Raw genomic sequence first — 24,120 nt, 5'->3', positions numbered from 1 at the left:
CTACATGTGCTTGAACAAGGTTTATTAGTAACGGCTGGGGTAGCATTCTTAATTTCTGTTGCCCTTTCGCCATTATTTATTCCATTTTTAAGAAAGTTAAAGTTCGGACAGAGTATTCGTGACGAAGGACCGAAGTCACACCAAAAGAAATCAGGGACACCAACGATGGGTGGTATTGTCATATATGTATCTATGATGGTGACTACGCTTATTATGGCGATTAAATTTAACAATTTAGGTGCAGAAGTATCATTGTTATTATTAGTTACATTTGGGTACGGATTAATCGGATTTTTAGATGACTACATAAAAGTAGTAAAGAAAAGAAATCTTGGTTTAACATCAAAACAAAAATTGATTGGTCAGCTTGTAATTGCTATTGCGTTCTTTTTAATTGGAAAAGGGCAAGCATTTCACACTTATATCATGATTCCGGGAACTGATGTTAAATTTGAATTAGGCTGGGCGTATTTTGTTCTCGTATTATTTATGCTTATTGGTGGATCAAATGCGGTTAATTTAACAGATGGTTTAGATGGTTTATTATCAGGAACAGCTGCTATTGCATTCGGAGCATTTAGTATTATTGCTGTAGCTCAAGAACAATTTGGGGTAGCGATTTTCTGTATGGCAGTTGTAGGAGCTGTACTTGGATTTTTAGTATTCAATGCGAATCCAGCGAAAGTATTTATGGGGGATACAGGTTCTCTAGCTTTAGGTGGTGCTATCGCAGCTGTAGCGATTTTGTTAAAACAAGAATTGTTACTCGTTATTATTGGCGGTGTATTCGTAGCGGAAACGTTATCTGTTATTATCCAAGTTATTTCGTTCAAAACAACAGGAAAGCGTGTCTTTAAAATGAGTCCATTACATCATCATTATGAATTATGTGGTTGGTCAGAGTGGCGCGTTGTTGTAACGTTTTGGTCTGTAGGATTTTTATTAGCTGTGCTAGGAATTTATATCGGGGTGTGGATGTAATTGAAAACTGTAACTGAATATCAAAATAAAAATGTTCTTGTATTAGGTATTGCTAAAAGTGGTTATGCAGCAGCTACTTTATTAAAAAAATTAGGGGCAAACGTCATTGTAAATGATGGGAAACCATTAGCGGGTAATGTGCTTGCAGCTGAGTTACAAGCGGAAGGAATGGATGTTGTGTGTGGTGGGCATCCATTAGAATTGCTGGAGAGAAACATTTCACTTGTCGTAAAAAATCCAGGAATTCCATATTCTAATCCACTCTTAGTGGCGGCGAAAGAAAAACAAATTCCAATTGTAACTGAGGTTGAATTAGCATATTCCATTTCAGCAGCACCGTTTGTTGGGATTACGGGATCTAACGGTAAAACAACAACGACAATGTTAACGTTTGAAATGTTAAAAGAAGGACAAAAGCACCCAGTTATTGCGGGGAATATAGGTACTGTAGCTTGTGAAGTTGCACAATTGGCGAAGGAAAATGAAGTTGTCGTTACGGAACTTTCATCGTTTCAATTGATGGGAGTGGAATCGTTCCAACCAAAAATTGCAGCCTTTTTAAATTTATTTGAAGCGCATTTAGATTATCACGGGACGAAGAAAGAGTATGGTTTGGCGAAAGCGAATATTTTCAAAAACCAAACTGAAGCAGATTATAGTATAATTAATGCAGATGATGCAGATGTCATGGCGTTATCGGCATATAGTAAAGGACAGAAAGTATTATTTTCGACGACGAAAGAAATTGAAGATGGTGCGTATATAAAAGATAACGCTCTTTATTTTAAAGGCGAAAAAGTAGTTAAAGTAAGTGATATTGTTTTACCTGGTAAGCACAATTTAGAAAATATTTTAGCAGCAATGAGTATTGCTAAATTACTAGGTGTTTCTAATGAAGCAATTACTGCTGTGTTAAAAAGTTTTACAGGTGTAAAACATCGCTTAGAATATGTAACAACGATTAATAATCGTAAATTTTATAATGATTCAAAAGCGACGAATATGCTAGCGACAGAAAAAGCATTATCTGCATTTACACAACCGATTGTATTATTGGCTGGTGGACTTGATCGTGGTAATGAATTTGATGATTTAATTCCATATTTTAAACATGTCAAAGCGATTGTGACATTTGGACAAACTGCACCAAAATTAGTAAGAGCGGCAGAAAAAGCAGGATTAGATGTAATTGAAAGTGTCGATACTTTAGATGATGCAGTAGTGAAAGCTTATGCTCATTCTACCGATGGTGATGTAATTCTTCTTTCACCAGCATGTGCAAGCTGGGATCAATTTAAAACATTTGAAGAAAGAGGAGACATTTTTATACAAGCTGTGCATAAACTTATATAAAGTAAATCAAAACATCAGTAGGCTAACACCTACTGATGTTTTGTTACATAGGGCAAAGGTTCTGCCCAAAGAGGTGGTGTTCATGGGTAATGAAGAAAACGCCTGATTTTATTCTCATCATCGTTACACTTGCGTTGTTAACAATCGGAATGATTATGGTTTATAGTGCGAGTGCGGTTTGGGCCTCTTATAAAATGGGGGATTCATTCTTTTTTGCAAAAAGACAATTGTTATTTGCAAGTCTTGGGGTAGTAGCTATGTTTTTTCTGATGAAAATTGATTATTGGGTATGGCGTACGTATTCAAAAGTAATTTTACTAGTTTGTTTCGTTCTTCTTATTCTAGTTCTTATTCCTGGAGTAGGTCTCGTTCGTGGAGGGGCGCGAAGTTGGATTGGAATCGGGGCATTTTCTATCCAACCGTCAGAGTTTATGAAATTCGCGATGATTATTTTCTTAGCAAAATTTTTAGCGGAACGACAAAAATTAATTACATCTTTTAAACGAGGTTTACTACCGGCTCTTAGTTTTGTATTTCTTGCTTTTGGGATAATTATGTTACAGCCAGATCTTGGTACGGGAACGGTAATGATTGGGACATGTATTATTATGATATTTATTTCGGGAGCAAGGGTCTTTCACTTTGCAATGTTTGGTTTGCTTGGTGCAGCGGGATTTGTAGGGTTAATTGCATCAGCGCCATATCGAATGAAACGCATCACATCATATTTAGATCCGTGGTCGGATCCGCTCGGAAGTGGATTTCAAATTATCCAATCGTTACTCGCAATTGGACCTGGTGGTTTATTTGGGCTTGGACTTGGACAAAGTAGACAAAAATTCCTTTATTTACCTGAACCACAAACAGACTTTATATTTGCAATCTTATCCGAGGAATTAGGTTTTATTGGTGGTTCATTTGTGTTATTATTATTTAGTCTATTATTATGGCGTGGGATTCGTATAGCATTAGGAGCGCCAGATTTATATGGTACGTTTTTAGCAGTAGGTATTGTGGCGATGATTGCGATTCAAGTAATGATTAATGTTGGTGTTGTAACAGGACTGATGCCTGTTACCGGTATTACTTTGCCATTTTTAAGTTATGGTGGATCAAGTTTGACCTTAATGTTAATGGCAGTAGGTGTATTATTGAATATAAGTCGCCATTCTCGCTATTAAACCCTGTTTAAAAGACAGGGTTTTTCGTGTGTGTGTGAAAATACAATATGTATATAGAAATAAATACGATTGAATAAGAACAGGGAAGTGGAGGAATCAGTAGTGCGAGTATTAGTAAGTGGTGGGGGTACTGGAGGACATATTTATCCAGCTCTTGCTTTAATTAGAGAAATAAAAAAACTAAATCCGGAAGCAAGATTTTTATACATTGGTACAGAGAATGGATTAGAGAGTACCATCGTACCGAAAGCGGGTATTCCGTTCCAATCTATTGCTATAAGTGGATTTAAACGAAAAATATCTCTTGATAATGTAAAAACCGTGATGCGTTTCCTAAAAGGTGTTCAAGATAGTAAACGATATATTCGTCGTTTTAACCCTGATATTGTGATTGGTACGGGTGGATACGTATGTGGGCCAGTTGTATATGCTGCGGCTAAATTAGGTATTCCGACTATTGTCCATGAACAAAATAGTGTACCTGGTGTAACGAATAAATTTTTAAGTCGTTATGTCGATAAAGTTGCAGTTTGTTTTGAAGCAGCTGCAGAACATTTTCCACAGTCAAAAGTGGTTATGACAGGTAATCCACGTGCATCAGAAGTAATGGACCAAAATGGAATGAAAGGAAAACGTTCGGTAGGACTATCCCTTTCTAAAAAATCCGTGCTTATTTTTGGTGGGAGCCGCGGGGCTAGACCGATTAACGATGCTTTTGTAGAAGCGATTGAACAATTTGGGAATAAAAGTTACGAAGTATTATATGTAACAGGCGAAGTACATTATGATAAAGTTATGGAAGCCGTGAAACAAAAAGGGAATCCGAATAATGTTATTATTAAACCTTTTATTCATAATATGCCAGAGGTACTGACGGGTGTAGATCTTGTTGTTTCAAGGGCAGGGGCTACAACGCTTGCAGAATTAACAGCGTTAGGAAAGCCGAGTGTATTAATTCCAAGTCCGTACGTAACAAATAACCATCAAGAAAAAAATGCACGATCAGTTGTTGATAAAGGAGCAGCTAAAATGCTACTTGAAAAAGATTTAACATCTGAAACGCTTATTCGTGACATTGATGAGATTTTATTGGATACACAAACATTACAAAATATGAAACTGGCTACTAAGCAACTTGGTATTCCAGATGCAGCAAATAAGCTATATGAAGTAATGAACAAGCTTATTAAAAAATAACATTAGGTGAACGCCCCGCATATTACTGTAATAAGGAGACTTGATATGGGGGAGATTGTCTATGGAACAATTAGTAAAAGAGCTTTTAGAAGCAAATGTTGGTCGCGTGTTAGTTAATGAACCGTTAGCGCGTTACACGACTATGAAAATAGGCGGACCAGCTGATATTTTAATTGTACCAAAGCATGTTGCTGGTATTGAGAAGACTCTAGAGTTAGTAAAGAAGTACAAGACAAGGTGGACTGCAATTGGTCGTGGTTCAAATCTTCTCGTATCTGATCAAGGTATAGAAGGTGTGGTTATTCGTTTAGGAGAAGGATTAGACCATTTAGAAGTCGAAAAACATAGAGTAAGAGTCGGTGCTGGATATCCCCTTATTAAATTGTCAACTTTACTTAGTCGACAGGGATTAGCGGGCCTGGAATTTGCAAGTGGTATTCCAGGAAGTGTTGGCGGTGCAGTGTATATGAATGCAGGCGCTCATAAGTCCGACATATCGAGTGTATTAACGAAAGCTTGTATTTTGTTTGACAATGGAACAATTAATTGGTTGACGAATACCGAAATGGGCTTTTCTTATCGCACATCTGTATTGCAAATGAAACGCCCTGGTATTGTTTTGGAAGCTGAATTCCAATTGGAGGTAGGCGAACGCGAGGGAATTGTAAGAAGCATGCAAAAGAATAAAGAGTATCGCCGTGAAACGCAGCCTTGGAATCACCCTTGTGCAGGAAGTATATTTCGAAATCCAGTCCCCTATTTTGCAGGAGATTTAATAGAAAAATCAGGGCTTCGTGGTTATACAATAGGTGGAGCTCAAATTTCTGAAATGCATGGGAATTTTATTGTTAATACTGGTGTGGCCTCAGCGCAAGATGTATTAGACTTAATCGCATTGGTAAAGCGTACAATTAAAGATAAATTTGGTGTTGATATGCATACAGAAGTAGAAATAATTGGAAGATAACGGTTGTTCGTTCCGCTCATTATCATTTATGTTATAATAAGAAGATAAGAACGGCATGAGGAACATGCCGTTCTTTATGTTACATAGGGGGATCGTACATGAAAAATAGTAAAGTGATTAAACTACAAGATCGTGTACCAAAATTAAAGAATCAAAATAAAAAAAATAAGAAACCTGTTAATCATCGGTTAATTTTATACATATCGATTTTATTTTTATTAGTACTCTTTTTAATTTATTTTCGGTCTCCGCTTAGTAATATAAAAAAGATAAGTGTCTTTGGAAATCATTATATGACAGATGAACAAGTTATGAAGGAATCAGGTGTGACATATGATACGAGTTATTTCCGAGTAACAGCACATAAAGCAGAAGAAAACTTAACGAAACGAAAAGAAATTAAAGAGGTAAATGTAAAAAAACGTTTCCCAAACAAAATTGATGTTCATATCGAAGAATATTTAACAATTGGCTATATAAACAAAGATGGGAAATTACAACCGTTATTAGAAAATGGGAAAACACTCGATGTACTTCCGAACGGAAAGCTTCCAGTTGCAGCACCAATTTTTGAACCATTTAAAGAGGAAAAAATGAAGGAATTAATTGCAGAACTAGAAAAATTAACGCCAACTATTTTAAGGTCTATTTCTGAAATTCGTTATACACCAACGAACGCAAATGAAGATCATCTTACTTTATATATGAATGAAGGATATGAAGTGAGCACCACTATTCAAAATTTCGCAAAGCGAATGGAAGCTTATCCACTTATTTTAAAAACAATTGAACCTGGTAAGAAGGTTTTAATTGACTTAGAAGTGGGTGCATATACGAAGGAACTAGGTGCTGAAGAAAAGAAAGAATAGAATGATAGTTTTTACTGCGTTATTACGTATGAAATGAAACAAACGTTCTTTTATATGGATGCTAATTTGCAAGAATGCTTAATTTGATGAAAAAAATGTAAATTTTCTTAGATTCATACTAGGATTGGTACAAGTTTCACTTTTCTACAAGTACATCTTAGTGTAGACTTATACTTGGCGGTAATCTTTACACTTGAAATATAATTATTTCAAGATAGAGCAGTTATTCACAGGTTACTGCGATATTCTTAAATGAATGTTAAATAAAAATAAGAAAAATATAGGGTTAAAAAAGGGAAACGTACAAAGACGTTGAATATTTTTCTTATAAATAGTAAAGTTGCGATTGTTGTTCCATATATTGAGTTGTATGGTATAAATAAAGAAGGAGGTGCCAAAGAATGAACAGCAATGAAATATATGTTAGTCTTGACATCGGTACATCCAATGTTAAAGTCATCATTGGTGAAATGGTTAATGATAGCTTAAACATTATTGGTGTTGGAAACGTAAAATCAAATGGTTTGAAAAAGGGATCGATAGTTGATATAGATGAAACTGTTCGATCAATTAAAAAAGCAATTGAACAAGCTGAGCGCATGGTGGGTATCCACATTGAGCAAGTTGTAGTAGGTGTCAATGCAAACCAGGTACAGTTGCTCCCGTGTCACGGAGTAGTCGCTGTTTCAAATGAAGATCGTGAAATCGGGAATGAAGATGTCTTACGCGTTCTAGATGCAGCGCAAGTTGTGTCAATTGCTCCTGAACGTGAATTTATTGATGTGGTACCTCGACAGTTCATTGTAGACGGTCTTGACGAGATTAACGATCCACGCGGGATGATCGGTGTAAGATTAGAAATGGAAGGTACACTTATTACAGGCTCGAGAACTTTACTACATAACCTACTTCGTTGTGTAGAAAAAGCAGGTCTTGAAATTGTTGATATTTGTCTGCAACCTTTAGCGGCAGCGACAGTTGCGTTATCTTCGGATGAAAGAAATAGAGGGGTAGCCCTTGTTGATATGGGCGGAGGATCTACAACCTTATCTATTTTTAAAGATGGAGAGTTGCAAGCAACGAGCGTATTGCCATTAGGTGGAGATCATATAACGAAGGATATAGCGATTGGGCTGAAAACTTCAACAGAAAATGCAGATCAAATTAAGCTGAAATATGGACATGCTTTTTATGATACAGCATCTGAAGAAGAGATGTTTACGGTTCCTATTATGGGAAGCGATCAAACAGAACAATATTCTCAGTTGGAATTATCGGATATAATAGAGGCTCGTGTAGAGGAAATTTTAATGTTTGTTCAAGATGAAGTGCATAAGTTAGGAGTAAAGCAAGCTGCTTCTGGATATGTACTAACTGGTGGGATAGCTTCTATGCCAGGTGTTCTTGATCTTGCATACGATATTTTACATGAAAATGTTCGTATAGCAACTCCTGATTATATTGGTGTTCGTGAGCCTCAATATACAAGTGGAGTTGGATTAATTAAACATTCTTATCAAAAAGCTAAATTACGTGGGAAAAATGTGCAGGAAAAGCAAGAACATTTTGAACCAGTACCAGCACCAATGCCGGTACAACAGCAACCTGCGAAACAAAAAACTCGTAATCAAAACAATACTAATCAAAATGATGACCGCATGATGTCAAAAGTAAAACGTGCATTCCGTTATTTATGGGATTAAAATTGGACACGAAAAATGAGGTTCTAGGGGGATTTCGACATGTTAGAGTTTGATACTACTCAAGATCAATTAGCGAATATAAAAGTTATCGGTGTCGGCGGTGGCGGAAACAACGCTGTAAACCGTATGATTGAACACGGTGTACAAGGTGTAGACTTTATCGCTGTGAATACTGATGCACAAGCATTAAATCTATCAAAAGCTGAAACGAAAATGCAAATTGGTGGAAAATTAACGCGTGGACTTGGTGCAGGCGCAAACCCTGAAGTAGGGAAAAAAGCTGCAGAAGAAAGTAAAGAACAGATTCAAGAAGCGCTTCGTGGCGCGGATATGGTCTTCGTAACTGCTGGTATGGGCGGCGGAACTGGAACTGGTGCAGCTCCAGTTGTTGCTCAAGTTGCAAAAGAACTAGGCGCGTTAACAGTTGGTGTTGTAACACGTCCATTTACATTTGAAGGGCGTAAACGTGCAACTCAAGCTGCATCTGGTATTGCGTCATTTAAAGAAAATGTAGATACACTTATCGTAATTCCAAATGATCGCTTATTAGAGATTGTTGATAAAAATACGCCAATGTTAGAAGCGTTCCGTGAAGCAGATAACGTATTACGTCAAGGTGTTCAAGGTATTTCTGATTTAATTGCTACACCAGGTCTAATTAACTTAGACTTTGCAGACGTAAAAACAATTATGTCTAATAGAGGTTCTGCTTTAATGGGTATCGGTTCTGGTAATGGTGAAAATCGTGCTGCTGAAGCTGCGAAAAAAGCGATTTCTAGTCCATTACTAGAAACATCTATTGATGGAGCTCAAGGTGTTATTATGAACATTACGGGCGGCGCAAACTTAAGTTTATATGAAGTACAAGAAGCAGCAGACATTGTAGCTTCAGCTTCGGATCCAGAAGTAAATATGATCTTCGGTTCTGTTATTAATGAAGGATTAAAAGATGATATCGTTGTCACTGTAATTGCAACTGGTTTTGATGATAGTGCTTCGACACAACCACCAAAACCAATTATCCGTCCGACTGCGAATCACACACAACAGCAACAACAACCAGTAGCTCAACCTTCAAAACAACGTGAAGTTAAGCGTGAAATGAAACGTGAAGAGCCGGTTGTGCATGATCGTCATACAGATTCAGATGACATCGATATTCCAGCATTCTTACGTAACCGTCGTAGACGATAAAAGAAAAGGAGCTTTCATGCTCCTTTTTTTTGTTGTCTAAATGGAAAAGATCTGCTAAGCAGATCTTTTTTTATTATTTTGCATATGGAGAGCCCAGTCCTATTTTTAAGCCATAAGCTGTGATAAATTGAAACTTTAATTAGTCGGGGGTGTTCATCCAAAAATGATTGTTAGCCCGACTCCCACTTAACTTCTGTCCTTTTTTATAGCTGAATTTTGAGGCAGGGTCTTACTGCCCGCAAATAGCAAGATAAACTTTGTATATATATAATTCAATTATTATGTATACAAGTAAAAAATTCATATTATTCTATGAAAAATACACTTTTATTTTTTACCGACAGATTATGTCTAGAAATCACAAAATAACAAAAAAATCCCTCCACCAATTGACACACTTTCCTATTGGATATGCATTATACTAGTCTCAACTTAAAAAAAGAGGTGAATTGTTTGGTTGTTTACGCCGACATTGTCTGGTTGTTAAACGCCTGCATTGATTTTCTTTTACTTTTATTAACAGCCACCGTGTTAAAAAAGAGAATCAAAAGATGGAGGCTTGTGTTAGGGGCATTTATAGGTTCAACTATTGTTATTTTCGCCTTTACGCCTTTTGCTTCTATGATGACACATCCAATTATGAAACTATTGTACTCGTTACTTATTGTGTATACAGCATTTGGGTTTTCGACATTTAGAAATTATACACAAACTGTTTTTACTTTCTATTTTGTAACCTTTATGGTTGGTGGAGGATTAATTGGAACGCATTACTTTTTGCAAACGAACGAAATGGTAAATGGATTAGTTCAATCTAAATCAGTTTCTTACGGTGATCCAATTAGTTGGGTATTTGTTATTTTTGGTTTTCCAGTAATTTATTATTTTTCTAAAAAGCGTATAGAAAGCGTAGAGGTCACAAAGATACACTATGATCAAATCGTGAAAGTGGAAATTCAATTAGCTGGAGAGGAACTAGAATTAGCAGGTCTAATTGATAGTGGGAACCAACTTTATGACCCGTTAACGAAAACACCCGTTATGATTATGCATATTTCATCATTAGAACATTGTTTGCCAGCTTGGTTAACAGAACAAATTTATTCCAAAACAGAAATTCCTCAAATACCAGAAAATGATTCTGGATGGGCGACGAAACTACGTTTAATTCCTTTCCGAGCAGTAGGAGTAGAGAATCAATTTTTATGGGCAATTAAGCCAGATTGTGTGCGAGTTTATCATGAAGGTAGTTCGGTTGTTGTAAACAAAGTACTGATTGGATTAAATACACAACAATTATCTACTAATGGAGAGTATCAATGCATTGTACATCCGAAAATGTTGATTTCGCAAAAGATGGTAATTGCTTAATTATGAGAGGCGGGATAATATGGTGAAATTTAAATTTTATTTGGTATACCTTTGGTATAAAGTATTGCTGAAATTAGGAATTAAGACCGATGAAATTTATTATATTGGTGGAAGTGAAGCGTTGCCACCGCCGTTAACGAAAGAAGAAGAGGCAGTTCTTTTGAATAAATTACCAAATGGAGATCAAGCTGCGAGGTCGATGCTTATTGAACGTAACCTAAGGCTTGTTGTATATATAGCAAGAAAATTTGAAAATACAGGGATCAATATTGAGGATTTGATTAGTATAGGAACAATTGGTCTTATTAAGGCAGTGAATACATTTAATCCAGAAAAGAAAATTAAATTAGCAACATATGCATCTCGTTGTATAGAAAATGAAATTTTAATGCATTTGCGTCGAAATAATAAAAATCGTTCGGAAGTTTCTTTTGATGAACCGCTTAACATTGATTGGGACGGAAATGAACTGTTACTATCAGATGTTTTAGGCACAGATGATGACATTATTACAAAAGATTTAGAAGCTACTGTAGATCGTCATCTTTTAATGAAAGCATTGCATCAATTAAATGACCGTGAAAAACAAATTATGGAGCTTCGGTTTGGACTCGCTGGTGGCGAAGAGAAGACACAAAAAGATGTGGCTGATATGCTTGGAATTTCACAGTCTTATATTTCTCGTTTGGAAAAAAGAATTATAAAAAGATTACGAAAAGAATTTAATAAAATGGTGTGAAGAATAAGACCAGTCGGTATCTAGACTGGTCTTATTCTTTTTTTGTGCATTAGGAAATATGATATTTGTGAAAAATGATGGAAAAACCGTATGCATAAAATCCCCTTCAAAGGAAATACTTTACACTGTACAGCAACTCCCGATAGGAGGGAACACTTTGACGAGAAACAAAGTAGAAATTTGCGGTGTTGATACAGCTAAACTTCCAGTACTAAAAAATGAAGAGATGCGTAAATTATTTCGTGAAATGCAAAGTGGAGAGATAAGCGCCAGAGAGAAATTAGTGAATGGAAACTTACGTCTTGTACTGAGCGTCATCCAAAGATTTAATAACAGAGGAGAATATGTTGATGATTTATTTCAAGTTGGTTGCATTGGACTTATGAAATCCATTGATAACTTTGATTTAGGCCAAAATGTAAAGTTTTCAACGTATGCTGTGCCGATGATTATTGGAGAAATACGCAGATATTTGCGTGATAACAATCCAATTCGTGTATCTCGCTCATTACGAGATATTGCGTATAAAGCGTTGCAAGTAAGAGAAAAATTGATTGCTGAAAATTCAAAAGAACCAACAGCAATGGATATTGCGAAAGTTCTTGAAGTGACACATGAAGAGATTGTTTTTGCACTAGATGCGATTCAAGATCCGGTTTCATTATTTGAACCGATTTATAACGATGGAGGAGATCCTATCTTTGTTATGGATCAATTAAAGGATGAAAAACAAAAGGACGAGCAGTGGGTTGAAGAACTGGCGTTGAAAGAAGGAATGAAGCGTTTAAATGATCGTGAAAAAATGATTATTCGAAAACGTTTCTTTCAAGGAAAGACACAGATGGAAGTTGCCGAAGAAATTGGGATTTCTCAAGCGCAAGTATCACGTTTGGAGAAGTCTGCTATTAAGCAAATGAATAAGACGATTCAAGGATAAGGTCCTCACCAGTTATGGTGAGGTCTTTTTTATATATAATATTTTGCGCTCATAGTAGATTGGGTAGGTTCATATAATGAAAATAAAATGGATGTTCTATTAGTAGCGGTTATATACTGTTTATCCGCTTCGAAATTAGGCTGAAGTAAAAAGTTAGATGGAAGCGGGACTGCCCGTAAAAGTCCGATTGGCATGGGTTAATAATCAGTAGGGATGGGGATAATCCCACTGATTAAGGTTTCACTTTATTTGAGAGCGTACTTACGATTCATGATATAAGGGAGAGGATGAATATGATACGGATTTCGGAGTTTCAAATGAAGGATGTTGTAAATGTTTCAGATGGAAAGAGGCTTGGGAATATTGGAGATATTGATATTGATATAGACACAGGAAAGATTAGGGCGGTTATTATTTCTAAGCAGGCACGAATGCTTGGACTCTTTGGGAAGGAAGTAGAATTTGTGATTCCTTGGGAGCAAATTATGAAAATTGGAGAAGATGTCATACTTGTAAAAGTAGATCATGTTAATTCTGTAACAGAATCAATACAAACACCGACAATTTCATAAAGAATATTACAAATTCCTCTTTTTTTTCTGTTGTCATTATGAAAAAATAAAAGTATGGTAAAATAGACAGGAAGTACCATACTTTTTTCTGTTATTTTAATTAAAAGGAGTCGCTTTATGAGAGAACCATTTAAATATGCGGACGGTATACTGTATTTACAAGCGTGGAAAGAACTTGGAAACATTACTGTTGGATTTACGACAAAAGATGGTGGAGTAAGTACAGGCTCCTTTCATGCGATGAATTTAGGATTACATGTGAATGATATCGTGGAGAATGTTCATGAAAACAGACGCATTTTAGCTAATAAGTTACAAAAACCATTAGAAAAATGGATTTGCTCTGAACAAGTTCATGACCATCATGTTGAGAAAGTAGGACTGCAAGAAAAAGGGAAAGGCGTTTATTCATATGAAGACGGTATTCCAAAAACGGATGGCATTTATACGACTAACAAAGATGTTCTCTTAACATCTTGTTACGCTGATTGTGTTCCGCTCTATTTTTATGCACCATCACATGATATGATAGGACTTGCGCATGCTGGGTGGAAAGGGACTGTAACAGAGATTGCGAAAGAAATGATTCAAAAGTGGAATGCAGAAGGTGTTTCAAGTGATGAAATTCATGTCGCAATTGGTCCTGCAATCGGATCATGTTGTTATGTTGTTGATGATCGTGTATTAACAGCAGCACAGCAAGTAGTAAACGGATCTGTTCCTCATAAAGTAATTTCTGATGGTCAGTATGCAATTAATTTAAAAGAAGTTAATCGTATATTATGTGTACAAGCAGGCATAAAAGAAGAACATATTGTAATGTCATCTCTTTGTACAAGCTGTGAAGAACAATTATTTTTCTCTCATCGTCGTGATCAAGGTAAGACGGGGAGAATGTTGAGTTTCATAGGTTTTAAGGAGGAGTGAAGTAAGTGGCAGTGCAAGGGAATTTAGCAGATGTAAACGAAGTAATTAAAGAATCTTGTGTACGAGCTGGACGTTCGATGAAAGATATTAAGCTCGTTGCAGTTACAAAAACTGTAGGGATTGAAAAAACAAGCGAAGTAATTGAAACAGGAATTATTGATTTAGGTGAAAATAGAAATGAAGGTTTCTTACAAAAATACGAGCATTTCGGTTCAAAAGTGAATTGGCATTTTATTGGATCATTGCAAACGAGAAAAGTAAAAGAAATCATTAATGAGATTGATTATTTACATTCATTAGATCGTCTTTCGCTTGCAAAAGAAATTCAAAAACGTGCTGATAAGAAAGTTAAATGCTTTATTCAAGTGAAAACATCATCTGAAGAATCAAAGCAAGGATTGGCGATAGAAGAAACAATTTCTTTTATTCAAAGTTTGCAAGAATTGGATAAGATTGAAGTGGTAGGATTAATGACAATGGCTCCGTTTACAGGAGAAGAGGAAGAGATTCGTCGCTGCTTTAAGGAATTGCGCATGCTACAAACAGAGGTGCAGGAGCTAGAATTATTACATGCACCATGTAAAGAATTATCAATGGGAATGTCAAATGATTACACGATTGCAATTGAGGAAGGCGCTACATATATTCGTTTGGGAACGGTTTTAGTAGGAAAAGCGTAGGAGGAAGGAGAAAGTTATTATGAGTTGGTCAAAAGTAAAATACTTCTTTTTTGACACACCGGAAGAAAAAGAAGCAGCTCAATATAGTTATGAAAAGGAGCAAACAGACATGAAAAAGCAACAAGATCCCCCAGAACAACAAGATGTTCCGTTTGCGAAAGTGCAACCGAAGCAAAATGTAGTGAGTATTGAAACAGCGAAGCAATCTTCAAAAGTTGTTTTACTAGAACCACGTACATATTCGGAAGCGCAAGGCATTTCGGATCACTTAAAAGGTAGACGAGCTGTTGTAATTAGTTTGCAAAGAATGTCTACAGATCAAGCTGTACGTATCGTTGACTTTTTAAGTGGTACTGTATACGCTATAGGCGGGGATATTCAAAAAATAGGCCCGAAAACATTTATGTGTACACCTGAAAATGTTGATATCGTTGGTGCGATTTCAGAGTTATTCGGTGAAGAAGAAGAGACAAATATAAAGAGGTGGTAATACGCCATGACAACAGTTTTAACAGTGTTACTTACTGCTATCGAGATTTACTCGTGGGCATTAATTATTTACATTCTCCTATCATGGTTTCCTGGCGCAAAGGAATCAGCTTTTGGAGATTTTCTTGCGCGTATTTGCGAACCGTATTTAGAGCCGTTTAGGAGGTTTATTCCACCATTTGGTATGATTGATATTTCTCCACTTGTTGCTATTGTTGCCTTGAAACTTGCTAGAGGTGGTTTAGTGAGTTTATTCAACTATTTTTTATAGTGTGAGGTTAAATACATGAGCATCTATGAGCATTTTAGACCTGATGAAGAGGTCTTTGTGGATAAAGTATTAGAGTGGAAACAGGCTGCTGAGTACCATCAAGTCAAGTTAACAGATTTTCTTGATCCAAGACAGCAACAAATTGTTTCTATGGTAATAGGGCAAGGAGATGTAGCTGTACGGTTTGATGGTGCGATGCCTGAAGCCGAACGGAAAAGAGCACTAATTTATCCAGATTATCTAGAATTAAATGAAGAGGAATTTCAAGTAGAAGTATTAGAAATTGACTATCCTTCCAAGTTTTTTACGCTAGAACATAGGCAAATATTAGGTGCATTCATGTCGCTTGGTTTAACAAGGGAAAAATGTGGTGATATTTTGCTTCAAGAAGACCGTGCCCAAATTGCAGTTGCCAAAGAAGTTGTATCGTATATTGAAATGAACTTACAATCAATAGGGAAAATGAAAGTCACACTCTCTCCTATACAAGTAGAGAAAATTTTGCGTGTAGGTGAAAAATGGGGAGAAAAATCTGGGACTGTTTCGTCACTTCGTCTAGATGTTTTATTAGCCGAAATGCTACATATATCTAGGCAGAAGGTACAGCCTCTTATAAAAGGTGGCTTAGTAAAAGTCAATTGGAAAACAGTAGAGCAAACTTCGTATGAATGTTTTCCGGGGGATGTTTTCTCGGTTAGAGGGTATGGACGAAGTAAATTATTTTCTGTAGAAGGTAAAACGAAGCGCGACAAATGGAGAGTTTTGTATGGTATACTAAAATGATTGGTTTTTTAGAAGGAAATTCTCTTATTTTGTCGAAGAAAAGATATAATTGAAAGAGGAAATTTAGATAACTACTTGGAGGTGGCGTTGTGCCGTTAACACCATTAGATATTCATAACAAAGAATTTGGTCGCGGGTTTCGTGGCTACGATGAAGATCAAGTAAATGAGTTTCTTGATCAAATCATCAAAGATTATGAATTAGTCATTCGTGAGAAAAAAGCTTTAGAAGAAAAGGTTGCACAATTAGAAGGAAAGTTAGATCATTTTTCTAATATTGAAGATACGCTGAACAAATCTATCATTGTCGCACAAGAAGCTGCTGAAGAAGTGAAGCGTAATGCACAAAAAGAAGCAAAATTAATTGTACGTGAAGCAGAAAAAAATGCAGATCGTATCATTAATGAAGCGTTAGTGAAATCAAGAAAAGTTGCTTTTGATATTGAAGAGTTGAAGAAACAAGCGAAAGTATTCCGAACTCGTTTCCGTATGTTATTAGAAACACAACTTGAAATGTTAAACAACGATGATTGGGATAAACTAATTGAATTAGAAGACGAAGTGGACGAACTGTTGAAAAAAGAAGAAACAGTGTAAGCTTGACGTTTTTCTCATTATTACATATAATTTTAAACAGCATATTTATTAAGAAAAACGAAGATAGGGATAAGTACCTTTTTCATACCTTATATAGCGAACTGAGGATGGTGTAAGCTCAGGATAAGGAGATAATGGGAATATCACCCTGGAGTTCCGCGCTGAACAAATTTAGTAAGCGTAGGCGTATATTCGCGTTAAGAATATAAAGAGGACCTTATGCATTTGTATATGGTCTACTAGGGTGGTACCGCGGGAGACTTTCTCGTCCCTTTTTGGGGATGAGAGGTCTCTTTTTTATTCCCTTTTTTAAGGTCTGTCGTTTATATATTTAAGGAGGAATTGAGCATGGAGTACAAAAATACATTACTAATGCCAAAAACAGAATTCCCGATGCGTGGGAATTTACCGAAACGTGAGCCTGCAATGCAAGAAAAATGGGCTGAAATGAATATTTATGAAAAGGTACAAGAACATACGAAAGGCCGTCCTTTATTTGTACTACATGATGGACCTCCATATGCAAATGGTGACATCCATATGGGACACGCACTAAATAAAGTGTTAAAAGACTTTATTGTTCGTTTTAAATCAATGACTGGATACTGTGCACCATATGTACCAGGTTGGGATACACACGGTTTACCAATTGAGCAAGCTTTAACAAATAAAGGTGTAAAGCGTAAAGAAATGACAGTTGCTGAGTTCCGTAAGTTATGTGCAGAGTATGCATATGAGCAAGTGGAACGTCAACGTGAACAATTTAAGCGTTTAGGTGTACGTGCAGATTGGGATAATCCATATATTACTTTAGAGCCAGCTTATGAAGCACAACAAATTAAAGTGTTTGGTGACATGGCGAAAAAAGGTTATATCTATAAAGGACAAAAACCAGTTTACTGGTCTCCAACAAGTGAATCAGCTTTAGCAGAAGCTGAAATTGAATATCAAGATAAAAAATCAGCATCTATTTACGTAGCATTCCCTGTAAAAGATGGAAAGAACGTATTAGAAGGTGATGAGAAATACATTATTTGGACAACAACGCCTTGGACGTTACCTGCAAACTTAGGTATTTCTGTTCACCCAGAACTTGAATATGCTATTGTGAAAGTAAATGATGAGAAATATATCATCGCTTCTGAACTATTTGAGACAGTTGCAAAAACGTTAGAGTGGGAAAATGCTGAAGTTGTGAAAACGGTAAAAGGTAGCGAACTTGAGTATACAGTTGCAAAACATCCATTCTACGATCGTGACTCATTAGTTATGCTAGGAGAGCACGTAACAACAGATGCAGGTACAGGTTGTGTTCATACAGCACCAGGACACGGGGAAGATGACTTCGTTGTTGGTAAAAAGTATGGCTTAGAAGTACTTTGCCCAGTTGATGATAAAGGTGTATTAACAAATGAAGCACCTGGATTTGAAGGCTTATTCTATGATAAAGCTAACAAGCCAATTACGGAAAAATTAGAAGAAGTAGGCGCGTTACTGAAACTAACATTCATTACGCATTCATACCCACATGATTGGAGAACGAAAAAACCAATTATTTTCCGTGCGACAGCGCAGTGGTTTGCATCTATTGAAGCGTTCCGTAAAGAATTATTAGAAGCTGTTGCGGAAACAAAATGGGTACCAGCATGGGGAGAAACTCGTCTTCATAATATGGTTCGTGACCGTGGTGACTGGTGTATTTCTCGTCAGCGTGCATGGGGTGTGCCAATTCCTGTATTCTATGCAGAAAATGGTGATCCAATTATTACAGATGAAACAATTAATCATGTAGCAGATTTATTCCGTGAGCACGGTTCTAACGTATGGTTCGAGCGTGAAGCGAAAGATTTATTACCAGAAGGATTTACACATACAGGTAGCCCAAATGGTGAATTCCGTAAAGAAACAGACATCATGGATGTATGGTTCGATTCAGGTTCTTCTCACCAAGCGGTATTAGAAGAGCGCGAAGACTTACAACGTCCAGCTGATTTATATTTAGAAGGATCTGACCAGTATCGTGGTTGGTTTAACTCTTCATTATCAACAGCAGTTGCTGTAACTGGTAAAGCTCCGTATAAAGGCGTACTAAGCCATGGTTTCGTACTAGATGGTGACGGACGTAAAATGAGTAAGTCGATTGGAAACATCGTCGTACCGAAGAAAATTATGGATCAATTAGGCGGAGACATTTTACGCTTATGGGTATCTTCTGTTGACTATCAATCTGATGTACGTATTTCAGATGATATTTTAAAACAAGTAGCAGAAGTGTATCGTAAAATCCGTAACACATTCCGTTTCTTATTAGGAAACTTAGATGATTTTAATCCAAGTGAAAATACAGTAGCGGTCGCTGAACTTCGTGAAGTAGATCGTTACATGTTAGTGAAGTTAAATGACTTAATTACAAAAGTAAAAGATGCATATGAAACATATGACTTTGCTGCTGTATATCATGCAATTCACAACTTCTGTACAATTGATCTAAGTTCATTCTACTTAGACTTTGCAAAAGACATTTTATACATTGAAGGTGCAGATCACGCGGATCGTCGTGCAATTCAAACTGTATTATATGATGTTCTTGTTGCATTAACGAAACTTGTAACGCCAATCTTACCTCATACAGCTGATGAAGTATGGCCATATGTTCCTGGTGCAGAAGAAGAAAGCGTACAGTTAACTAATATGCCAGAAGCTACAGAAGTAGAGGGTTCAGAAGCGTTAAGAGCAAAATGGGATGCATTTATGACATTACGTGATGACGTTTTAAAAGCGTTAGAAGTAGCTCGTAATGAGAAAGTAATTGGTAAGTCATTAAATGCGAGCATTACGCTATATCCGACTGCAGAAATGAAGGCTATGTTAGAGTCTATTAGCGAAGACTTAAAGCAATTATTCATCGTCTCTGAGTATAAACTTGGTGGTACAATTGAAGAAGCGCCAACAGAAGCACCAAAGTATGAGCATACAGCTGTAGTTGTAGCACAGGCGACAGGTGAGACGTGTGAACGTTGTTGGGTTGTTTCAGAAACAATTGGTAAAGATGCAGAACATGAAACATTATGTGAGCGTTGTGCAACGGTTGTTAAAGAAAATTATGTGAAATAATGAAAAAAAGCTGACTGCTCATAATAGCAGTCAGCTTTTTTGTTGATGATATATCGAAATAACTTTCACTCTCTTTCCTATGAAGGAAAAATGTGTGTGAGGTAAGCGTGGAAATTTCGGACACACTAAATGTACATTGCAGCTGGGAGGAATGTACACGTGAATGAAATTTATATGGAAATAAAAGAAGAATTGCAATTGATGAGAAAAGAGTTGCAAGATAGATTGGCGAAAGAAGTAATGCACACATACTATATGGAATTTGGGCAAGAACTTGGATACGAAATAAAGGAAGAGACAAAGAAAAAATTGCTATTACATGATATAAAAGAGGATTTAAAAGATGTAGAACGTGCATTGTTTAAAATGGAAATAGATATGTACGGTATTTGTGAAGAAACTGGAAGAGCGATTTCTACAAAACAAATGAAAACAATGCCGACTGCTCGTACTATTCATGAATTTTTCTATGAAAAGGTAAATGTATGAAATACGCACAACGATATTATGTTACCTTTTTTTAATTTATTTTATTCTTCTACAAAGGTTCATTGTGAAAAGGTAGCAGCTATGCTAAAATTTTGAGGTACACTGTCTTTGTGGGGGAAATGAAAATGATATATTATGTAATAGCGTTATTTGTCATTGCCATCGATCAAATATCGAAGTGGCTAATTGTAAAGAACATGGAATTGGGTACGAGCATTCCGATTATCGATAATGTATTATACATAACATCTCATCGAAATAGAGGAGCTGCCTGGGGTATTTTAGAAAATAAAATGTGGTTTTTCTACATTATTACAGTCATTTTCGTAGCATTTATCGTATTTTATATGAAAAAATATGCGAAAACGGACAAGCTTCTAGGTATTTCATTAGGTCTAATTTTAGGCGGAGCAATTGGCAATTTTATTGATCGTGTATTTAGACAAGAAGTAGTGGATTTCATTCACGTGTATATTTTCTCGTACAACTATCCGGTATTCAATATAGCTGACTCAGCATTATGTATTGGAGTTGTATTAATTATTATTCAAACAGTATTAGAAGGAAAGAAAGCGAAGGAGTAATTGAATGAGTGAAGTAGTACAAGTAACAGTTGCAGAAGAACAAAAAAGCGAGCGAATTGATAAATTCGTTGCAGAAATAAACAGTGAATGGTCACGTTCACAAGTGCAGCAATGGATTAAAGATGCTGTTGTGACAGTAAATGGGAAATCAGTTAAAGGGAATTATAAAGTAAAAGGAAATGATGAAATTACAGTAACAATTCCCGAGCCAGAAGAGTTAGATATTCAACCGGAAGATATGAATTTAGAAGTTTATTATGAAGATGCCGATGTACTAGTTGTAAATAAGCCGCGTGGCATGGTAGTACATCCAGCACCAGGGCATACGAAGGGTACGCTTGTAAACGGACTTATGCATCATTGTACAGACCTATCAGGTATTAACGGTGTAATGCGTCCTGGTATAGTACACCGTATTGATAAGGATACATCTGGATTATTAATGGTTGCTAAAAATGATATGGCGCATGAATCACTTGTAAATCAACTTGTAGCAAAAACGGTAACAAGACGTTATAAAGCGATTGTACATGGTGTAATTCCACATGATAAAGGAATAATTGACGCTCCAATTGGTCGTGATAAAAAAGAACGTCAAAGTATGACTGTTGATGAAAATGGTAAGAATGCAGTTACACATTTCCAAGTGTTAGAGCGATTTAAGGATTTCACACTTGTAGAATGCCGCTTAGAAACGGGACGTACACACCAAATTCGTGTTCATATGAAATATATTGGTTATCCACTTGCAGGAGATCCAAAGTATGGTCCGAAGAAAACATTAGATATGAATGGACAAGCACTTCATGCAGGGATTTTAGGTTTCGATCACCCTCGTACTGGTGAATATATTGAGTTTGAGGCACCGATTCCAGAAGTGTTTGAAGAAGCGCTAAATGTTTTACGGAAATAGTATTGACAAATCATAAGAAAACTGAGATACTGACAACAGTTAAATAATGATCCTTTAACACAGCCCCGTGAGGTTGAGAAGGTAACGGTTTGAAATACTTAGGGTATGTTGTACCCTTTTTTCAAAAGTCCTCTCGCACACGCTGAGAGGACTTTTTTTATACCATTACTCTCACGCAAGAAAAAAAGCTTGGAGGTGTAGAGCATGCAAGAGAAAGCTGTCGTTTTAGATGACCAAATGATTCGCCGCGCTTTAACACGAATTAGTCATGAAATCGTGGAACGAAATAAAGGTGTCGATAATTGTGTTCTTGTCGGAATAAAAACACGTGGAATTTTTATTGCACAACGTTTGGCAGAACGAATTGGTCAAATTGAAGGAAAAGAGATGGAAGTAGGAGAGTTAGATATTACGTTATATCGTGATGATTTAACACTACAATCGAAACATAAAGAACCACTTGTAAAAGGTTCTGATATTCCTGTAGATATTACGAAGAAAAAAGTTATCCTTGTGGATGATGTGTTATATACAGGTAGAACAGTTCGAGCAGCAATGGATGCTCTTATGGATTTAGGTAGACCATCACAAATCCAATTGGCTGTTCTTGTTGATAGAGGTCATCGTGAATTACCAATTCGCGCTGATTATGTAGGAAAGAACATTCCAACATCTAGTGAAGAGCGTATCGAAGTTGATTTGCAAGAGACAGATCAACAAGATCGAGTAAGCATATACGATAAGTAAAGCCCTTTTAAATGTAGTCCTGTGAGGCTGCCAAAGGGTCTTGGCTTTCATATGTCAAATTTGGCATACGAAAGTGTAGGACTCTTTGTGCACAGGCACAAAGAGTTTTTTTATTGCAAAAATTAAAACTGAAGGAGGATGTAACAATGGAGCAAAGGCCAGTGTTAGACATTCATGAAGTACCGAAACCGGGAAAATGGTTATTATTAAGTATACAACATTTGTTCGCGATGTTTGGATCAACAGTGCTTGTTCCGTTTTTAACAGGACTGAATCCATCAGTAGCTTTAATATCAAGTGGATTAGGAACGCTAGCGTTTCTTCTAATAACGAAAGGTCAAGTACCAGCATATTTAGGATCATCATTCGCCTTTATTGCACCAATTATTACAGCGAAAACAGCAGGTGGACCTGGAGCAGCGATGCTTGGAGGAATGCTTGCGGGACTTGTTTACATCTTAATCTCACTCGGAATTAAGAAATCTGGGTCAGAATGGATTATGAAATTACTTCCGCCAATCGTAGTTGGGCCAGTCGTAATGGTAATCGGTTTATCTTTAGCACATACAGCAGTGAACATGGCGATGAACGGTGCGGATGGTAAGTATAGCATTACACACTTTTCAGTAGCATTAGTAACATTAGCAATTACAATCATTTGCTCCATATTCGGGAGAGGATTTTTCAGTATCATACCAGTGCTACTTGGAATCATCGGCGGGTATATATTCGCTTACTTCCAAGGGCTAGTAGATTTAAAGCCAGTAGCTGAGGCAAAATGGTTTGTCATACCAGACTTCACAGTACCGTTTGTAACATATACTCCGGAGTTTTCATGGAAAATTGTACTCTTAATGGTGCCAGTTGCACTTGTAACAATTTCAGAACATATCGGACATCAAATTGTACTTGGAAATGTTATTAAAAGAGATTTAATTGAAAAACCAGGTTTACATCGTTCAATCTTCGGTGATGGGATAGCAACATTGATCGCATCACTAATAGGAGGACCACCGAATACAACGTACGGTGAAAACATCGGTGTGCTAGCAATTACGAGAGCATACAGTGTATACTTATTCATCGGTTCAGCAGTGTTCGCAATCATGTTTGGATTTATCGGGAAGATTTCAGCACTGATTCATTCGATTCCAACACCAGTTATGGGTGGTGTATCAATCTTACTCTTCGGTGTAATCGCATCAAGTGGTTTACGTATGATGGTAGACGATAAAACAGACTTAGGTGACAAACGAAACTTAATGATTGCATCAGTTATACTAGTAATCGGTATTGGCGGAGCGGTACTGCACGTAGGTGAATCGTTCCAAGTAGAAGGAATGGCGCTAGCAGCAATTGTAGGTGTACTATTAAATCTACTACTACCAGAGACAAAACAAACAAATAAAACAAAACAATCTAAGCAGATTGCTTCATAAAAATAACCTTTTAATTCAGTCCTG

The 24,120-nt window shown here is 36.6% G+C and carries 24 protein-coding genes and 1 other annotated feature; all 24 genes read left to right on the top strand.

What is annotated here, in order from left to right:
* Window positions 1-6 precede the first annotated feature (6 nt).
* The 24 genes from mraY to uraA all read left to right on the top strand — a co-directional run bounded on the left by mraY (window position 7) and on the right by uraA (window position 24,096).
* Window positions 7-981: a phospho-N-acetylmuramoyl-pentapeptide-transferase gene (gene mraY / locus B5P40_RS10785; RefSeq protein WP_002014738.1), complete on the top strand. Its 975-nt coding sequence runs from the start codon at window positions 7-9 to the stop codon at window positions 979-981.
* Complete coding sequence (gene murD / locus B5P40_RS10780) at window positions 982-2,334, top strand: UDP-N-acetylmuramoyl-L-alanine--D-glutamate ligase (protein WP_002142942.1); 1,353 nt, start codon at window positions 982-984, stop codon at window positions 2,332-2,334.
* Window positions 2,335-2,423: 89 nt separating this feature from the next.
* Window positions 2,424-3,515 carry a stage V sporulation protein E gene (spoVE, locus tag B5P40_RS10775; RefSeq protein ID WP_002014736.1) on the top strand — a complete coding sequence of 364 codons (1,092 nt, stop codon included), beginning with the start codon at window positions 2,424-2,426 and terminating at the stop codon, window positions 3,513-3,515.
* A 102-nt stretch (window positions 3,516-3,617) separates the two neighbouring features.
* Window positions 3,618-4,712: an undecaprenyldiphospho-muramoylpentapeptide beta-N-acetylglucosaminyltransferase gene (murG, locus tag B5P40_RS10770; protein ID WP_002190526.1), complete on the top strand. Its 1,095-nt coding sequence runs from the start codon at window positions 3,618-3,620 to the stop codon at window positions 4,710-4,712.
* 61 nt (window positions 4,713-4,773) lie between these two features.
* On the top strand, window positions 4,774-5,679 hold the full coding sequence (gene murB, locus B5P40_RS10765) for a UDP-N-acetylmuramate dehydrogenase (protein WP_002190524.1): 906 nt from the start codon (window positions 4,774-4,776) through the stop codon (window positions 5,677-5,679).
* 98 nt (window positions 5,680-5,777) lie between these two features.
* A complete protein-coding gene (divIB, locus tag B5P40_RS10760; protein ID WP_002014733.1) occupies window positions 5,778-6,548 on the top strand; it encodes a cell division protein DivIB in 771 nt (256 codons plus the stop codon).
* A gap of 401 nt (window positions 6,549-6,949) precedes the next feature.
* Window positions 6,950-8,251 (top strand): cell division protein FtsA, encoded by a 1,302-nt coding sequence (gene ftsA / locus B5P40_RS10755; RefSeq protein WP_002014731.1) that lies wholly within the window; start codon window positions 6,950-6,952, stop codon window positions 8,249-8,251.
* A 39-nt stretch (window positions 8,252-8,290) separates the two neighbouring features.
* Window positions 8,291-9,445 carry a cell division protein FtsZ gene (gene ftsZ, locus B5P40_RS10750; protein WP_002014730.1) on the top strand — a complete coding sequence of 385 codons (1,155 nt, stop codon included), beginning with the start codon at window positions 8,291-8,293 and terminating at the stop codon, window positions 9,443-9,445.
* Between the two features lie 453 nt (window positions 9,446-9,898).
* On the top strand, window positions 9,899-10,816 hold the full coding sequence (gene spoIIGA, locus B5P40_RS10745; RefSeq protein WP_002165147.1) for a sigma-E processing peptidase SpoIIGA: 918 nt from the start codon (window positions 9,899-9,901) through the stop codon (window positions 10,814-10,816).
* A gap of 19 nt (window positions 10,817-10,835) precedes the next feature.
* Window positions 10,836-11,555 carry an RNA polymerase sporulation sigma factor SigE gene (sigE, locus tag B5P40_RS10740; protein ID WP_002128857.1) on the top strand — a complete coding sequence of 240 codons (720 nt, stop codon included), beginning with the start codon at window positions 10,836-10,838 and terminating at the stop codon, window positions 11,553-11,555.
* A gap of 157 nt (window positions 11,556-11,712) precedes the next feature.
* Complete coding sequence (gene sigG / locus B5P40_RS10735; RefSeq protein ID WP_002014725.1) at window positions 11,713-12,492, top strand: RNA polymerase sporulation sigma factor SigG; 780 nt, start codon at window positions 11,713-11,715, stop codon at window positions 12,490-12,492.
* A gap of 293 nt (window positions 12,493-12,785) precedes the next feature.
* Window positions 12,786-13,064 carry a YlmC/YmxH family sporulation protein gene (locus tag B5P40_RS10730; RefSeq protein ID WP_012261605.1) on the top strand — a complete coding sequence of 93 codons (279 nt, stop codon included), beginning with the start codon at window positions 12,786-12,788 and terminating at the stop codon, window positions 13,062-13,064.
* 117 nt (window positions 13,065-13,181) lie between these two features.
* Entirely contained in the window at window positions 13,182-13,991 is an 810-nt protein-coding gene (gene pgeF, locus B5P40_RS10725) for a peptidoglycan editing factor PgeF (RefSeq protein ID WP_002128855.1), read from the top strand.
* A gap of 5 nt (window positions 13,992-13,996) precedes the next feature.
* Window positions 13,997-14,671 carry a YggS family pyridoxal phosphate-dependent enzyme gene (locus tag B5P40_RS10720; RefSeq protein ID WP_002190520.1) on the top strand — a complete coding sequence of 225 codons (675 nt, stop codon included), beginning with the start codon at window positions 13,997-13,999 and terminating at the stop codon, window positions 14,669-14,671.
* A 19-nt stretch (window positions 14,672-14,690) separates the two neighbouring features.
* Window positions 14,691-15,161 (top strand): cell division protein SepF, encoded by a 471-nt coding sequence (locus B5P40_RS10715; protein ID WP_113709242.1) that lies wholly within the window; start codon window positions 14,691-14,693, stop codon window positions 15,159-15,161.
* A 6-nt stretch (window positions 15,162-15,167) separates the two neighbouring features.
* A complete protein-coding gene (locus B5P40_RS10710; RefSeq protein WP_002014720.1) occupies window positions 15,168-15,431 on the top strand; it encodes a YggT family protein in 264 nt (87 codons plus the stop codon).
* A 15-nt stretch (window positions 15,432-15,446) separates the two neighbouring features.
* A complete protein-coding gene (locus tag B5P40_RS10705) occupies window positions 15,447-16,214 on the top strand; it encodes a YlmH family RNA-binding protein (protein WP_002033759.1) in 768 nt (255 codons plus the stop codon).
* Between the two features lie 89 nt (window positions 16,215-16,303).
* Window positions 16,304-16,810, top strand: a complete 507-nt coding sequence (gene divIVA, locus B5P40_RS10700) for a septum site-determining protein DivIVA (RefSeq protein WP_001131609.1) — start codon at window positions 16,304-16,306, stop codon at window positions 16,808-16,810.
* Window positions 16,811-16,861: 51 nt separating this feature from the next.
* Window positions 16,862-17,086, top strand: a binding site (T-box leader).
* A gap of 72 nt (window positions 17,087-17,158) precedes the next feature.
* The gene (gene ileS2 / locus B5P40_RS10695; RefSeq protein WP_002066877.1) at window positions 17,159-19,924 is read left to right on the top strand and encodes an isoleucine--tRNA ligase; all 2,766 of its coding nucleotides are present in this window, start codon (window positions 17,159-17,161) and stop codon (window positions 19,922-19,924) included.
* Window positions 19,925-20,083: 159 nt separating this feature from the next.
* Complete coding sequence (locus B5P40_RS10690; protein WP_002014715.1) at window positions 20,084-20,413, top strand: TraR/DksA C4-type zinc finger protein; 330 nt, start codon at window positions 20,084-20,086, stop codon at window positions 20,411-20,413.
* 125 nt (window positions 20,414-20,538) lie between these two features.
* Window positions 20,539-20,997 carry a lipoprotein signal peptidase LspA gene (gene lspA / locus B5P40_RS10685; RefSeq protein ID WP_002128849.1) on the top strand — a complete coding sequence of 153 codons (459 nt, stop codon included), beginning with the start codon at window positions 20,539-20,541 and terminating at the stop codon, window positions 20,995-20,997.
* A gap of 4 nt (window positions 20,998-21,001) precedes the next feature.
* Window positions 21,002-21,910: an RluA family pseudouridine synthase gene (locus B5P40_RS10680; RefSeq protein ID WP_002128848.1), complete on the top strand. Its 909-nt coding sequence runs from the start codon at window positions 21,002-21,004 to the stop codon at window positions 21,908-21,910.
* 204 nt (window positions 21,911-22,114) lie between these two features.
* Window positions 22,115-22,657, top strand: a complete 543-nt coding sequence (gene pyrR / locus B5P40_RS10675) for a bifunctional pyrimidine operon transcriptional regulator/uracil phosphoribosyltransferase (RefSeq protein WP_001156489.1) — start codon at window positions 22,115-22,117, stop codon at window positions 22,655-22,657.
* A gap of 146 nt (window positions 22,658-22,803) precedes the next feature.
* Window positions 22,804-24,096, top strand: coding sequence for a uracil permease (gene uraA / locus B5P40_RS10670; protein ID WP_002190517.1), 1,293 nt, complete (start codon window positions 22,804-22,806; stop codon window positions 24,094-24,096).
* The last annotated feature ends 24 nt before the right edge of the window (window positions 24,097-24,120 follow it).

It is taken from the genome of Bacillus sp. SRB_8 (assembly GCF_003264205.1).
Classification (GTDB): domain Bacteria; phylum Bacillota; class Bacilli; order Bacillales; family Bacillaceae_G; genus Bacillus_A; species Bacillus_A mycoides.
Note: the sequence above shows the minus strand (reverse complement) of the source record. Positions and strands in the feature narration are given on the sequence as shown.